This window comes from Psittacicella melopsittaci, assembly GCF_003585925.1.
Taxonomy (GTDB): Bacteria; Pseudomonadota; Gammaproteobacteria; order Enterobacterales; family Psittacicellaceae; genus Psittacicella; species Psittacicella melopsittaci.
In genome coordinates this window covers 1-16946 of record NZ_NRJH01000024.1, presented here as the reverse complement: position 1 = coordinate 16946, position 16946 = coordinate 1, and the positions used below count along the sequence as shown (strand labels likewise).

The following is a 16946-nucleotide window of genomic DNA, read 5'->3' as shown; positions in this document are numbered from 1 at the left end:
ACAGAACTGATGCCTCGTAGAGTTACAGTACCAGCAGTAGCTGAGAGGTTGCTGCCTGTAACTGCAGTAGTAGACGTAGTCTCATTACCGAAAGAGCTGTCTCCCGTTGTTGTTGCTAGGTTAACGTTGTTTACTCCTAGAGTTTTACCACGTACTAGAGCGTTATTGCTTGCTGAAGCATTAGCCCCTGTTAGGTTTACTGTTTCATTTGCGGTAATGGTTAGGTTGTCACCTGTAGCGTTAACTGTAGCTTGGTTAACTCTTACGTTATTACCAGCTAGAGTTACAGCTGTACCACAAACTAATGAGCCGTTCGTGATATTTAACTCTTGGCTAGCTGTTGCATTAACTTCACCTTGGTTAGATTGAGCTTTAGTGTTATTTAAGTTAATGTTTTTCGCTTTAAGCTCTAAAGCTTGGTTACTTACAATCGCACTATTAGTTGCATTAATGTTCTCACCAACATTAATACTTACGCTGTTCGCACCAATATTAGTGTTAGTTGCAATTAAGCTTGCAGCTGTAGCATTCACAACTACTTTACCACTGTCTGCAGTTGCAGTTAGGTTAGTACCTACAGCGTTAATGTTACCTGCAGTAGCAGTTACATTAACTTCATTTACTGCTTTAACTACTGAGCTGTTTAAGTCAACAGCTTGACCTGCCGTAATTACCGCACGATCTCCTGCCGTTACATTCGCATTAGGTAGAGAAACGTTACCAGCTTTAGCTGTAACAGTTACATTACCACTGCTTGCGTTAAGTTCAGATTTACCACCCTCAACTGCAACACCTTTAATGTCTTGAGTAGCTGTTAAGGTGATATCACCTTCTTTCGAAGTAATTGGCGAAGCCGTGAAGGTTAGGTTGTTACTTGCTGTCGCTGTTACATTCTTAGTTGCTGTTACAGTTGTTTCACTTAGAGTTACATCTACACCTGTGAAGCTAGCGTTACCTGTAGTCTCAACTTTAGATTTATTGCTGAGGCTGAGGTTATTTCTTGCATTTAAGCTAATGTCAGCATTTTCACCAGTTGTAGTAATTGAAGTATTAGAACCAGTAATGTTGTTTGCATTAATGCTAATTGCATTAAATGCAGTTAGATTACTTCTAGTTGCATTTACATCTTTACCAACTTTAACGTTAATTCCAGCTGTAGGCGAGTAAACGCTTACATTGTCTAGAGTTAAGGTACCGTTGGTTGGGTCTTCTGCTGAGAAGTTAACATTTGCAGTATCTGATTTATAGCTACCGTTAGTTGCTGTAATAGCACCTTTGCTTGAGTTTACATCAATGTTTTGTGCTGCATTAGCTGTAGCGTTAGTTAAGTTAATATCATTAGTTGCATTAACTGTTACGCTACCTTCTTTAGCTGTGAGGCTTGCATTAGGTAGACTTAAGTTCTCACCTGCTTTAACAACAATGTTTTGTTTTGCTGTTAATTGAGATCCTGAACCTGATACAACTTCACCAGTAATGTTCTTCGCAGCGGTGATTGTAATGTTGTTACCTGAGTTAATTGGTGATGCACTAAAGCTTACATTACCAGCTTGAGCAGTTACAGTTACATTACCCTCTTTAGTAGTCACATTAGTACTATTAAGAGTTAAGTTACCTTTTTGTGCTACTAGGCTCGCATTACCTTGTGCTTCAACACTTGAGTTGTTAGTTACTCTGAGGTCAGTAGTTGCATTTAACTCAACATTAGAGTTAGCACCTGTTGCATTAACTGTTGTGTTATTGAGGTCAATGTTTTGGGCTTTAACTACGAGGCTATCACGCGAAGTGATGTTAGTTGTAGTTGAGCTTACATTGTTACCTACGCTTACATTAACACTGCCGTTAGTTGCACTAATGTTAGCGTTAGTTGTAGTTAAGTTACCTGCTGTTGCAGTTACATTAACTTTAGCTCCATTAGCATTAGCTGACACACTTGAACCATTGAGGTTCACGTTTTGAGCTGCAGTTAGATCTACATTACCTGTAGTTGCCGTTACGGTAGTGTTAGTTGCGGTTAAGTTAACTTTTGCACTTACGTTTACGTTGTCACGTGCACTTACTGTGCTGTTAGTTAAGTTAACTTCAGTACCTGTTAATGCCGTGTTACCTTTAGTTGCGTTAACTACAGTGTTAGTTGCATTAAGCTCACCAGTAGCAGTTACATTTGCATTAGTTGCACCTGTAACATTTGCTTTAGTTAGAGTTACGTCTGTACCTTTAACTGTAGCGTCACCTGCAGTTGCAGTAACTGTGGTGTTGTTTGCAGTTAATGCTGCTGAAGCTGTTACATTCGCATTGTTAGCAGCTGTAACATTTACTTTATCTAGATCTACTACTGTACCTGCAACGTCTGCATTACCGTTTGTAGCTGAAACTGTAGTATTAGTCGCAGTTAGAGCACCAGTTGAGCTTACGTTTGCATTAGTGTTCGCAGATACGCAGCTGTTAGTTAGAGTAACACCTGCACCTTTAACAGTAGCGTTACCAGATGTAGCCTCAACTTTAGTATCAGTTGCAGTTAAAGTACCTGAAGCTGTTACATTCGCATTCTTAGCAGCTGTAACATTTACTTTGTCTAGATCTGCTACTGTACCTGCTACATCAGCATTACCGTTTGTAGCTGTAACAGTTGTATTAGTTGCAGTTAAAGCAGCAGTTGAGCTTACGTTTGCATTAGTGTGAGCTGTTACGCAGCTGTTATTTAGAGTTACACCTTTACCTTTAACTGTAGCGTTACCAGTAGTTGCAGTTACTGATGTGTTATTTGCAGTTAAAGTACCTGAAGCATTAACACTTGCATTAACGTCAGCCGTTACTGTGCTGTTAGTTAGAGTTACGTCAGTACCTTTAACATCCGCACTACCAGCCTTAGATGTAACTGTTGTGTTAGTTGCATTTAACGTACCTGACGCATTAACACTTGCATTAACTTCAGCTGTTACCGTGCTGTTTGTTAGAGTTACATCAGTACCTTTAACATCCGCACTACCAGTCTTAGCTGTAACTGTTGTGTTAGTTACATTTAAAGTACCAGTTGCATTAACACTTGCATTACCTTGTGCTGATACTGTGCTGTTAGTTAAAGCAATGTCTTTTGCATTTAAGCTTGCGTTACCTGCAGATGCAGTAACTGTAGCGTTATCTACATTTAACTTGTCAGTTGCATTTAACGTTGCATTACCTGTAGCTTCAACTTTTGACTTGTTGTTGAGGCTGAGGTTATTGCTTGCATTTAAGGTAATGTCAGCATCAGTACCTGTAGTAGTAATTGAAGTGTTAGAACCTGTAATGTTATTTGCATTAATGCTAATTGCATTAGCTGCAGTAACGTTAGAGTTGGTTGCAGTTACATCGTTACCTACAGTTACATTTACACTACCTGCAGTAGCAGTAATGTTACTGTTAGTTGCAGTTAAGTTACCTGAAGTCGCAGTTACATTAACTTTAGCGTTATCACCATTAGCAGATACACTTGAACCAATTAAGTTCACGTTGTCTTTAGCTTTAAGGTCTGCATTACCTTGCGTTGCGTTAACGGTTGAGTTAGTTACATTTAAGTCAGTTGCTGACTCAAGTTTAACGTTTTGTGTTGCATTAACGCTTGAGTTAGTTACATTAACTGTTTTACCAGATAGGCTGGTATTAGCTGTAGAGTTAATGCGTGAAGCATTAGTTACATCTAAGTTTTCTTTAGCTGTAACTGTAACATTAGCACTTGTACCTGTAGCATTTACAGTTGTGTTGCTGATGTTAATGTTGTTAGCGTTAAGAGCTAAATCATCACGAGCAGTAATGTTACTGTTCGTTGCATTTATGTTTTGGCCAACTTGAACTTTAACGCTACCTGCAGTTGCAGTTAGGTTACTGTTAGTTGCCGTTAAGTTACCGTTAGTTGCGCTTACATTAACTTTAGCATCAGGTGCATTTGCAGTTACATTGCTATTTTCAAGGTTGATATTGTTAGTTGCATTTAAATCAACATTGCCTGTTTTAGCGTTAACTTTAGTGTTAGTTAAGCTAATGTTATTGCTTGCACTTAAGTTAGCTGAAGTAGAGGCATTTACTGTTGAACTCGTTAGAGTTACATTGTTTGCGGCAATAGCTACCCCAGCCCCACGGGAAGTGAGGTTTAGAGTTTGGCCAGTTACATTGCCTTTAGCAGCTTTAACTTCAATTGAGTCACCAGCTACTAGAGTTGCATTTTCTGCATCTACATTGTTTTCTGTTGCAATAACACCAATAGTTGTAGCTGCATTTAATACGGTGCTATTAATGCTTACGTTTTGTGCCGTTACGTTAATTGAACGGTCAGCACGTAAGTTAGTACTGTTAGTGATATTAACTGTACCTTCTGGAGCACTTAGGTTAATGTCTTGACCCGCTTTAACACGTGTACCTGAAACATTAACAAACTCGTTACCACGTAAGCTTACATTACCTGCTGCAGCTGTGAGGTTGCTACCTGTAACGTCAGTAGTAGCTGTATTTTCATTACCGAGAGAGATGTCTCCGGTTGTTGTTGCTAGGTTAGTGTTGTTTAGTCCTAGAGTTTTACCACGTACTAGAGCGTTATTGCTTGCAGAAGCATTAACACCTGTTAGGCTAACTGTTTCATTTGCGGTAATGGTTAAGTTCGCACTTGTAGCATTAACTGTCGCTTGGTTAACTCTTACGTTATTACCAGCTAGAGTTACAGCCGTACCACAAACTAATGAGCCATTAGTGATATTTAACTCTGCTGTAGCTGTAGCATTAACCGCACCCTTCGCAGATACTGCTGAAGTGTTATCAAGGTTAATGTTTTGTGCTTTAAGGTTTAGAGCTTCATTGCTTCTAATGCTTGAATTAGTTGCATTGATGTCTTTACCTACATTAATAGCTACTTCATTAGCTGCTATGTTCGTGTTAGTTGCAATTAAGCTTGCAGCTGTAGCATTCACAACTACTTTACCTTTATCTGCAGTTGCAGTTAGGTTAGTACCTACAGCGTTAATGTTACCTGCTGTAGCAGTTACATTAACTTCATTTGCTGCTGTTACTACCGAGCTGTTTAAGTCAACTGCTTGACCTGCTGAAATTACCGCACGGTTACCTGCTGTTACATTCGCATTTGGTAGAGAAACGTTACCTTCTTTAGCCTTAACGGTTACATTACCTTGGCTTGCGTTAAGCTCAGACTTACCATCTACAGCTGCTACACCTTGGATATTTTGCTCTGCAGTTAGAGTAATATCTCCTGCTTTAGCAGTGATTGGTGAGGCTGTGAAGCTGAGGTTATTGGTTGCTGTAACGTTAACATTATTCTCTGCAGTTACAGTAGTAGTGCAAAGAGTTACATTATTACCATTAAAGCTTGCATTACCTGTTGATACTACTTTAGAACCATTGGTTAAGCTGAGGTTATTGCTTGCTTTGAGGCTAACATTTGCATCAGCACCTGTAGTGGTAAATGAGGTATTAGAACCACTGATGTTATTTGCTTCAATAGCAATAGCATTGTAAGAAGTTAGGCTTGAGTTGGTTGCACATACGTCTTTACCTACACTTACTTTAACGCCAGCTGTTGGTGATTTCACAGCAACGTTTTCTAAGGTTAAGGTACCGTTAGTTGTATCTTGAGCTGTGAAGTTAACATTAGCTCCAGCTGAAGTATAAGTACCATTAGTTGCAAGAATAGCTCCAGAAGTAGATTTCACATCTATGTCTTTAGCAGCTGAAGCACTTGCATTTGCAAGGTTAATGTTATTGCTTGCTGTAACTTCTACGCTACCTGCATTTGCCGTTAAGCTTGCGTTAGGTAGAGTTAAGTTCTCACCTGCTTTAACAACAATGTTTTGTTTTGCTGTTAGCTGAGAGCCTGAACCTTTAACTACTTCACCAGTAATGTTCTTCGCCGCGTTAATCGTAATGTTGTTACCTGAGTTAATTGGTGATGCACTAAAGCTTACATTACCAGCTTGAGCATCTACAGTTACATTACCGTTTGTAGTGTTTACTGTAGTCTCGCTCAGAGTTAGATCACCTGCTTGAGCTACGAGGCTAGTGTTACCTGTTGCGTCAATGCTTGTACCGTTAGTTGCGTTTAGAGCATTTCTTGCTGTTAACTCAACATTAGAGTTATCACCTGTAGCATTAACTTTAGAGTTATTTAAGTTCAGGTTTTCAGCATTAATTACAAGGCTATCTTCTGAAGTAATGTTGGTAGTTAAGGCATTTACATCCTTACCTACAGTTACATTTACGCTACCTTGCGTTGCTGTTAGATTCGCATTAGTTGCGTTAAAGTCACCTGCAGTTGCAGTTACATTAACTTTAGCATCTTCAGCATTAGCTGACACGCTTGAACCATTGAGGTTCACGTTTTGGGCTGCAGTTAGATCTACATTACCTGTAGAAGCAGTTACTGTAGAGTTAGTTGCAGTTAGGCTACCTGAAGCAGTTACGTTTACGTTAGCTTGAGCACTTACTGTGCTGTTAGTTAAGTTAACATCAGTACCTGTTAATGCAGTGTTACCTTCAGTTGCATTAACTTTAGTATCAGTTGCAGTTAACGCACCTGTAGCCGTTACATTTGCATTAGTTGCACCTGTAACATTTGCTTTAGTTAGAGTTACGTCTGTACCTTTAACTGTAGCGTCACCTGCAGTTGCAGTAACTGTAGTGTTGTTTGCAGTTAAGGTACCTGTAGCTGTTACATTAGCGTTACCAGTTGTAGCTGAAACTGTTGTATTAGTTGCAGATAAAGCACCAGTTGAGCTTACGTTTGCATTAGTGCGAGCTGATACACAGCTGTCAGTTAGAGTTACTCCATTGCCTTTAACTGTAGCGTTACCTGCAGTTGCAGTTACTGTAGTGTTATTTGCTGTTAACGCACCTGAAGCTGTTACATTTGCGTTAGTTGCACCTGTAACATTTACTTTAGTTAGAGTTACGTCTGCACCTCTAACTGTAGCGTCACCTGCAGTTGCAGTAACTGTGGTGTTGTTTGCAGTTAAGGTACCTGTAGCCGTTACATTAGCGTTACCAGTCGTCGCTGTTACTGTAGTGTTATTTGCAGTTAAGGTACCTGTAGCTGTTACATTAGCATTCTTAGCACCAGTAACATTAGCTTTATCTAGAGTTACATCTGTACCTGATACATCAGCATCACCTGTTTTAGCGTTAACTGTTATATTAGTTGCAGATAAAGTACCTGTTGAGCTTACGTTAGCATTCACTTCAGCCGTTACACAGCTGTCAGTTAGAGTAACACCTTTACCTTTAACGCTTGCGTTACCAGAAGCTGCCTCAACATTAGTATTAGTTGCAGTTAAGGTACCTGTAGCTGTTACATTAGCATTCTTAGCACCAGTAACATTAGCTTTATCTAGAGTTACATCTGTACCCGATACATCAGCATCACCAGTTGTAGCTTTAACTGTTGCATTAGTTGCAGATAAAGCACCAGTTGAACTTACGTTTGCATTAACGTTAGCTGTTACATTGCTGTCTGCTAGAGTTACATCTGCACCTTTAACTGTAGCATTGCCTGTAGTTGCAACTAGGCTAGAGTTACTTGCTTCTAGTTTTTCCGTTGCAGTTACATTTACATTGCTATTAGCTGTAACGCTAGTATTCGCAAGAGTTACATTACTTGCATTTAGCGTTGCATTACCTGTAGCTTCAACTTTAGATTTGTTGCTGAGGCTGAGGTTGTTAGTTGCATTTAAAGTAATGTCTGCATTAGCACCAGTCGTGGTAATTGAAGTATTAGCACCTGTAATGTTAGTTGCATTAATGCTAATTGCATTAGCTGCAGTAACGTTAGAGTTAGTTGCTGTTACATCTTGACCTACAGTTACATTTACACCACCTGCAGTCACAACAATGTTACTGTTAGTTGCAGTTAGGTTGCCATTAGTTGCTGTTAGATTAATTTGTGCATCTTGAGCTTTAGCAGTTACATTGCTGTTATCAAGGTTGATATTGTTAGCAGCATTTAGCTCAACATTTTCTTTTTCTGCGTTAACTTTAGTGTTAGTTAAGCTAATGTTATTGCTTGCAGTTAAGTTCGATGTAGTTGAAGCATTAACTGTTGAATTTGATAGATTTACATCTTTTGCGGCAATAGCTACCCCAGCCCCACCAGAAGTGAGGTTTAGAGTTTGGCCAGTTACATTGCCTTTTGCTTTAACTTCAATTGATTGGTTAGCTACTAGAGTTGCATTATCTGCATCTACATTACCTACAGTAGCATTTACACCAATTGTTGTTGCAGCATTTAATACAGTGTTATTAATGCTTACGTTTTGTGCCGTTACGTTAATTGAACGGTCAGCACGTAAGTTAGTACTGTCAGTGATATTAACTGTACCATTAGGAGCACTTAAGTTAAGGTCTTGACCTGCTTTAACTTTTGTTTCTGAGAGGTTAACACCTTTATCACCAGATACACTTACATCTTTACCTGCAACTAAGCTTGTTTTGCTGAGGTTAGTTGTTTGTGTACTTAGGTTACCTAAAGAGATTTCTCCTTTAGTTGCTGCTAAAGTACCTTCAGTTATATCAATTGAGCTACCACGTACAAAGGTGTGGTTAGCTGCTTTAGCATCTACTTTTGTGAGGTTCACACTAGTATTTGCTTTAATTGTTATATTCTCGCTAGTAGCGTTAATTGTTGCTTGGTTTACTTTAACGCTGTTACCTGCAAGAGTGGTTGCCGTACCACAGATTAGGGCGTTGTTGCTAATATTTAGCGCCGAAGTAGCAGTTGCATTAACTTCACCTTTAGCTGACACTGCAGAAGTGTTGTCAAGGTTAATGTTATTTGCTTTAAGGTTGAGAGCGTCATTGCTTCTAATGCTTGAATTAGTTGCATTGATGTTCTCACCTACATTAATTGCTACTGCATTAGCAGCTATGTTCGAGTTAGTCGCAATTAAGCTACTTGTAGTAGTGTTAACTACAACTTTACCGTCAGTTGCTGTTGCAGTGAGGTTAGTACCAACAGCATTAATGTCACCTGCTGTTGCAGTTACATTAACTTCATTTACTGCTTTAACTACCGAGCTGTTTAAGTCAACAGCTTTACCTGCTGAAATTACCGCACGGTCACCAGCTGTTACATTAGCATTAGGTAGAGAAACGTTACCTGCTTTAGCGTTAACAATTACATTACCACTGCTTGCGTTAAGCTCTGATCTACCACCTTTAACCGCAACACCTTGGATGTTTTGCTCTGCAGTTAAAGTGATATCACCTTCTTTCGAAGTAATTGGCGAAGCAGTAAAGGTTAGGTTGTTACCTGCTGTCGCATTTACATTCTTAGTTGCAGTTACAGTAGTTTGGCTTAGAATAACATTAGTTGCATTAAAGCTTGCGTTACCTGTAGATACTACTTTAGAACCCTCTGTTAGGCTGAGGTTATTCGTTGCATTCAGAGTGATATCTGAATTTGCGTTAGTAACCGTAATCGAAGTATTAGCTCCAGTAATGTTATTCGCATTAATGCTAATTGCATTCGCAGAAGTTAAGTTACTGTTAGTAGCATTTACATCTTTACCAACTTTAACGTTAATACTAGCTGTAGGCGAGTACACGCTTACATTGTCTAGAGTTAAGGTACCGTTAGCTGCATTTTCTGCAGAGAAGTTAACATTTGCAGTTTCTGATTTATAGCTACCATTAGTTGCTGTAATAGCACCTTCGCTTGAATTTACATCAATGTTTTGAGATGCATTAGCTGTAGCGTTAGTTAAGTTAATGTTATTAGTTGCATTAACTGTTACGCTACCTTCCTTAGCTGTGAGGCTTGCATTAGGTAGACTTAGGTTCTCACCTGCTTTAACAACAATGTTTTGTTCAGCTGTTAATTGAGATCCTGAACCTTCCACTACTTCACCAGTAATGTTCTTCGCAGCGTTAATAGTAATGTTGTTACCTGAGTTAATTGGTGATGCACTAAAGCTTATATTACCAGCTTTAGCATCTACGCTTACATTACCTGCTTTGGTAGTTACGTTAGTGTTGCTTAGCGTTAGGTTACCTTGTTGTGCTACTAGGCTTGCATTACCTTGTGCTTCGATTCTTGATTTATTCGTTGCATTAAGGTTATTCGTTGCATTTAACTCAACATTAGAACCTGCACCTGTTGCATTAACAATTGTGTTATTGAGGTCAATGTTTTGGGCTTTAACTACTAGGCTATCACGCGAAGTGATGTTCGTAGTAGTTGAGCTTACATTGTTACCTACGGTTACATTAACACTTCCGTTAGTTGCACTAATGTTAGCGTTAGCTGTAGTTAAATCACCTGTAGTTGCAGTTACATTAACCTTAGCTCCATTAGCATTAGCTGACACACTTGAACCATTTAAGGTTACGTTGTCTTGAGCTTTAAGGTCAGCATTACCAGCAATTGCCGTTACTGTAGTGTTAGTTGCAGTTAAGTTAGCTGTTGCACTTACGTTTACGTTAGTTTGAGCACTTACTGTGCTGTTAGTTAAGTTAACTTCACTACCTGTTAATGCAGTGTTGCCTGCAGTTGCTTCAACTTTAGTATCAGTTGCAGTTAAGCTACCTGTAGCCGTTACATTTGCATTGGTTACACCTGTAACATTTGCTTTAGTTAGAGTTACGTCAGTACCTTTAACATCTGCACTACCCGTCTTAGCTGAAACTGTAACATTAGTTGCAGTTAAAGTACCTGAAGCATTAACACTTGCATTACCTGCAGCCGTTACCGTGCTGTTAGTTAGAGTTACAGCAGTACCTTTAACATCAGCATCACCATTTGCAGCTGAAACTGTAGTATTAGTTGCAGTTAAAGTACCAGAAGCATTAACACTTGCATTACCTGCAGCCGTTACAGTGCTGTTAGTTAGAGTTACGTCAGTACCTTTAACATCCGCACTACCAGTCTTAGCTGAAATTGTTGTGTTAGTTGCATTTAACGTACCTGACGCATTAACACTTGCATTAACTTGTGCAGTTACACAGCTGTTATTTAGTGTTACATCCGCACCTTTAACATCTGCACTACCAGTCTTAGCTGTAACTGTTGTGTTAGTTGCAGTTAAAGTACCTGATGCATTAACACTTGCATTAACTTGTGCTGTTACACAGCTGTTATTTAGTATTACATCCGCACCTTTAACATCTGCACTACCAGTCTTAGCTGTAACGGTTGTGTTAGTTACATTTAAAGTACCTGACGCATTAACACTTGCATTACCTTGCGCTGTTACTGTGCTATTAGCTAAAGCAATTTCTTTTGCAGTTAACGTTGCATTACCTGTAGCTTCAACTTTAGATTTATTGCTGAGGCTTAAGTTATTGCTTGCATTTAAAGTAATGTCAGCATCAGTACCTGTAGTAGTAATTGAAGTATTAGCACCAGTAATGTTAGTTGCATTAATGCTGATTGCATCTTCTGCAGTTAGATTACTATCGGTTGCAGTTACGTCTTTACCTACAGTTAAATTTACTCCACCTGCAGTAGCAGTAATGTTACTGTTAGTTGCAGTTAAGTTACCTGAAGTCGCAGTTACATTAACTTTAGCGTCGTTACCATTAGCAGATACACTTGAACCAATTAAGTTCACGTTATTTGCTGCTTTAAGGTCTGCATTACCTTGCGTTGCGTTAACTGTAGAGTTAGTTACATTTAAGTCAGTTGCTGACTCAAGTTTAACGTTCTTAGTTGCATTAACGCTTGAGTTAGTTACATTAACAGTTTTACCAGATAGGCTGGTATTAGCTGTAGAGTTAATGCGTGAAGAATTAGTTACATCTAAGCTTGCTTGAGCTGTAACTGTAACATTAGCACTTGTACCTGTAGCATTTACAGTTGTATTGCTGAGGTTAACGTTGTTAGCGTTAAGAGCTAAATCATCACGAGCAGTAATGTTACTGTCTGTTGCATTAATATTTTGGCCAACTTGAACTTTAACGCTACCTGCAGTTGCCTTTAGGTTACTGTTAGTTGCTGTCAAGTTACCGTTAGTTGCAGTTACATTAACTTGAGCGTTTGCTGCTTTCGCAGTTACATTGCTGTTAGCAAGGTTGATGTTGTCACCTGCGTTTAGCTCAACATTAGCTTTTTCTGAGTTAACTGTAGTGTTAGCTAAGCTAATGTTAGTCGTTGCTGTTAGGTTAGCTTTGTCGCTAGCGTTAACCGTTGAGTTAGTTAGATTTACCTGATTTGCGGCAATAGCTACCCCAGCCCCACGGGAAGTGAGGTTGAGAGTTTGGCCAGTTACATTGCCTTGAGTAGCTTTAACTTCAATTGAGCCGTTTGCTACTAGAGTTGCATTTTCTGCATCTACATTGTTCTCAGTTGCAATAACACCAATTGTTGTTGCTGCATTTAATACGGTGCTATTAATGCTCACGTTTTGTGCCGTTACGTTAATTGAACGGTCAGCACGTAAGTTAGTACTGTTAGTGATATTAACTGTACCATCTGGAGCACTTAGGTTAATGTCTAAACCAGCTTTAACTGTAGTTTGTGAAACATTAACAAACTGGTTACCACGTAGACTTACATTACCGTGATTTGCAGTTAAAGTCGTCACACCTGAGATGTTAGTTCTCGTCGTATTTGCATCACCAACAGACACATCACCTTTAGTTGCTTCTAAAGTCCCTTCAGTTACATCAATTGAGCTACCACGGACAAAGGTGTTGTTAGCTGCTTTAGCCGTAGTGCTTGTTAAGTTAACTGCTTTAGTTGCAGCAATAGTAATGTTCTCACCTGTTGCACTAACTGTAGCTTGGCTAACTGTTACGTTATTACCAGCTAGAGTTACATCTGTACCACAAACTACAGAGCCATTAGAGATATTTAACTCAGCTGTAGCTGTAGCATTAACTTTACCTTGGCTTGATTGAGCTTTAGTGTTGTTTAAGTTAATGTTTTTCGCTTTAAGGTCTAGATCTGCAGTACTACTAATGTTTGTATTAGTTGCATTGATATCTTCACCTACATTAATTGCTACGGTGTGAGCAGAGATATTGCTGTTAGTTGCAATTAAGCTTGCCTGTGTAGCATTCACTACTACTTTACCGTTAGTTGCAGTAGCTGTTAGGTTCGTACCTACAGCGTTAATGTTGCCTGCAGTTGCAGTTACATTAACTTCATTTGCAGCTTTAACTACTGAGCTATTTAAGTCAACTTGGTTACCTGCAGAGATTACCGCACGATTACCAGCTGTTACATCAGCATTAGGTAGAGAAACGTTACCAGATTTAGCTGTAACTGTTACATTACCTAGACTTGCGTTAAGCTCAGATCTACCACCCGCAAGCGCAACACCTTGGATGTTTTGCTCTGCAGTTAAGGTGATGTCACCTGCTTTAGAAGTAATTGGCGAAGCAGTGAAGGTTAAGTTGTTACTTGCTGTCGCATTTACATTCTTAGTTGCAGTTACAGTTGTTTCACTTAGAGTTACATCTGTACCTGTTAAGCTTGCATTGCCTGTTGAAGTAACTCTTGTTTTATTACGTAAGCTTAGGTTTTCTCTAGCAGTTAGGCTAACATCAGAATTAGTACCTGTAGCATTAACTTCAGTGTTACTTAGATCAATATTACTTGCTTTAATTGCTAAAGCTTCTTTAGCAGTAATGTTGCTATCAGTAGCAGTTACATTTTCTCCTACTGTTACATCTACACCACCTTGAGTTGCCGTAATATTGCTGTTAGTTGCATTTAAGCTACCTACAGTTGCCGTTAGGTTAACTTTAGCACCATCTGCATTTGCAGCTACATTAGTGTTATTTAAGTTAAGGTCTTGAGATGCTGTTAAATCTACATTACCTGTAGTTGCCGTAACTGTAGTGTTAGTTGCGTTTAAGCTACCTTTTGCACTTACGTTTACGTTATTACTTGCATTTACTGTACTGTTAGTTAAGTTAACATCAGTACCAGTTAGAGTTGTGTTACCAGCTGTAGCTTCAACTTTAGTATCAGTTGCAGTTAAAGCACCTGAAGCTGTTACATTAGCATTCTTAGCTCCTGTAACATTTGCTTTAGTTAGGCTTACTTCAGTACCTGATACATCAGCATTACCAGTCTTAGCTGTAACTGTAGTCTCAGTTGCAGTTAGAGTGCTTGATGAACTTACATTTGCGTTATTTTGAGCTGTTACACAGCTGTTAGTTAAAGTAACACCAGCACCTTTAACAGTCGCGTTACCAGCAGTAGCTTCAACGTTAGTTCCAGTTGCTGTTAAGCTACCTGAAGCTGTTACATTAGCGTTCTTAGCTCCTGTAACATTTACTTGCTCTAAAGATACTACTGTACCTGATACATCTGCATCACCATCCTTAGCTGTAACTGTAGTATCAGTTGCAGTTAGGGTACTTGATGAGCTTACATTTGCGTTATTTTGAGCTGTTACACAGCTGTTAGTTAGAGTAACACCTGCACCTTTAACAGTAGCATTACCTGATGTAGCTTCAACGTTAGTTCCAGTTGCATCTAGTGCACCTGAAGCTGTTACATTAGCATTGTTTGCACCTGTAACATTTACTTTGTTTAAGGTTACGTCAGTACCTGATACATCAGCATCACCTGTTGTAGCCTTAACTGTAGTATTAGTTGCAGTTAAAGTATCAGTTGAGTTTACGTTAGCATTAACGTTCGCAGATACACAGCTGTCAGTTAGAGTAACTCCATTACCTTTAACGTTAGCGTTACCTTCAGTTGCAATAACTTTAGTTTCAGTTGCAGTTAAGGCACCTATAGCTGTTACATTAGCGTCACCAGTTGCAGCCGTAACTGTAGTATTAGTTGCAGTTAAAGCACCTGTTGAGCTTACATTTGCATTAGTGTTAGCTGTTACACAGCTGTCAGTTAGAGTAACTCCTTTACCTTTAACAGTTGCGTTACCTGTAGATGCGGTTACTGTAGTGTTATTTGCAGTTAATGCATCTGTAGCAGTTACATTCGCATTCTTAGCACCTGTAACATTTACTTTCTCTAGAGACACTACTGTACCTGCAACGTCAGCATCACCTGTTGTAGCTGAAACTGTTGTATTAGTTGCGGTTAAAGCACCAGTTGAGCTTACATTTGCATTAACGTTAGCTGTTACACTGCTGTTATTTAATGTTACATCTGCACCTTTAACATCCGCACTACCAGTCTTAGCTGTAACTGTTGCTTTAGTTGCAGTTAAAGCACCTGATGCATTAACAGTTGCATTAACTTGAGCCGTTACTGTGCTATTAGTTAAAGCAATATCTTTTGCATTTAAGCTTGCGTTACCTGCTTCTGCAGTAACTGTAGTGTTATCTACATTTAGCTTGTTAGTTGCATTTAGCGTTGCATTACCTTTAGCGTCAACTTTAGATTTACTGCTGAGGCTTAGGTTATTAGTAGCATTTAAAGTAATGTCAGCATTATCACCAGTTGTGGTAATTGAAGTATTAGAACCAGTAATGTTGCTTGCATTAATGCTAATTGCATCTTTTGCTGTTAGGTTACTATCGGTTGCATTTACATCTTTACCAACTTTAACGTTAATACCAGCTGTAGGCGAGTACACGCTTACATTGTTTAGAGTTAAGGTACCGTTAGTTGCATCTTCAGCTGAGAAGTTTACACTCGCAGATTCTGATCTATAACTACCGTTAGTTGCTGTAATAGAACCTTTGCTTGAGTTTACATCAATGTTTTGCTCAGCATTAGCTTTAGCGTTAGTTAAGTTAATGTCATTAGTTGCATTAACAGTTACACTACCTGCTTTAGCATTGAGGCTAGCATTAGGTAGACTTAAGTTCTCACCTGCTTTAACAACAATGTTTTGTGTAGCAGTTAACTCAGAACCTTTACCGTCTACTACTTCACCTGTAATGTTCTTCGCTGCGTTAATCGTAATGTTGTCACCAGAGTTAATTGGTGACGCACTAAAGCTTACATTACCAGCTTTAGCATCTACGCTTACATTACCTGCAGTTGTAGTTACACAAGTGTTGCTTAGCGTTAAGTTACCTTTTTGTGCTACTAGGCTTGCATTACCTTGTGCTTCGATTCTTGAGTTATTCGTTGCATTGAGGTTATTAGTTGCATTTAATACAACATCTGAACCTGTAGCTGTAGCATTAACTATAGTGTTATTTAAGTCAATGTTTGCAGCTTTAATAGTTAGATTATTAGCTGCTGTAATATTTGTGTTACGAGCATTTACATCTTGCCCTACGCTAACATTTACGCTACCTTTAGTTGCGGTAATGTTAGCGTTTGTTGCATTCAGACTACCTGTAGTAGCTGTGAGGTTAACTTTAGCACCTTCAGCATTAGCTGACACACTTGAACCGTTTAAGTTCACGTTACCTTGAGCTTTAAGGTCTGCATTACCTTGCGTTGCATTAACTGTAGAGTTAGTTACATTTAAGTCAGTTGCTGACTCAAGTTTAACGTTCTTAGTTGCAGCTACGCTTGAGTTAGTTACATTAACACTATTACCAGTTAAAGTCGTGTTCGCTGTAGAGCTAATGCGTGAAGCATTTGTTACATCTAAGCTTGCTTTAGCTGTAACTGTAACATTTGCACTTGCACCTGTAGCATTTACAGTTGTGTTGCTGATGTTAACGTTGTTAGCGTTAAGAGCTAAATCATCACGAGCAGTAATGTTACTGTCAGTTGCATTAATGTTTTGTCCAACTTGAACTTTAACGCTACCTGTAGTTGCAGTTAGGTTACTGTTAGTTGCTGTTAAGTTACCGTTAGTTGCGGTTACATTAACTTGAGCGTTTTGTGCGTTTGCAGTTACATTGCTATTAGCAAGGTTGATGTTGTCATCTGCATTTAGCTCAACATTAGCTTTTTCTGAGTTAACTGTTGTGTTAGTTAAGCTAATGTTAGTCGCTGCTGTTAGGTTAGCTTTGTCGCTAGCGTTAACCGTTGAGTTAGTTAGATTTACCTGATTTGCGGCAATAGCTACCCCAGCCTCACGAGAAGTGAG

General features: G+C 39.1%; 1 protein-coding gene. It reads right to left on the bottom strand.

The window, feature by feature from the left end:
• Positions 1-16946, bottom strand: a 16946-nt coding sequence (locus tag CJP74_RS03345) for a hemagglutinin repeat-containing protein (RefSeq protein ID WP_147397048.1), incomplete at both ends; no start/stop codon positions are given.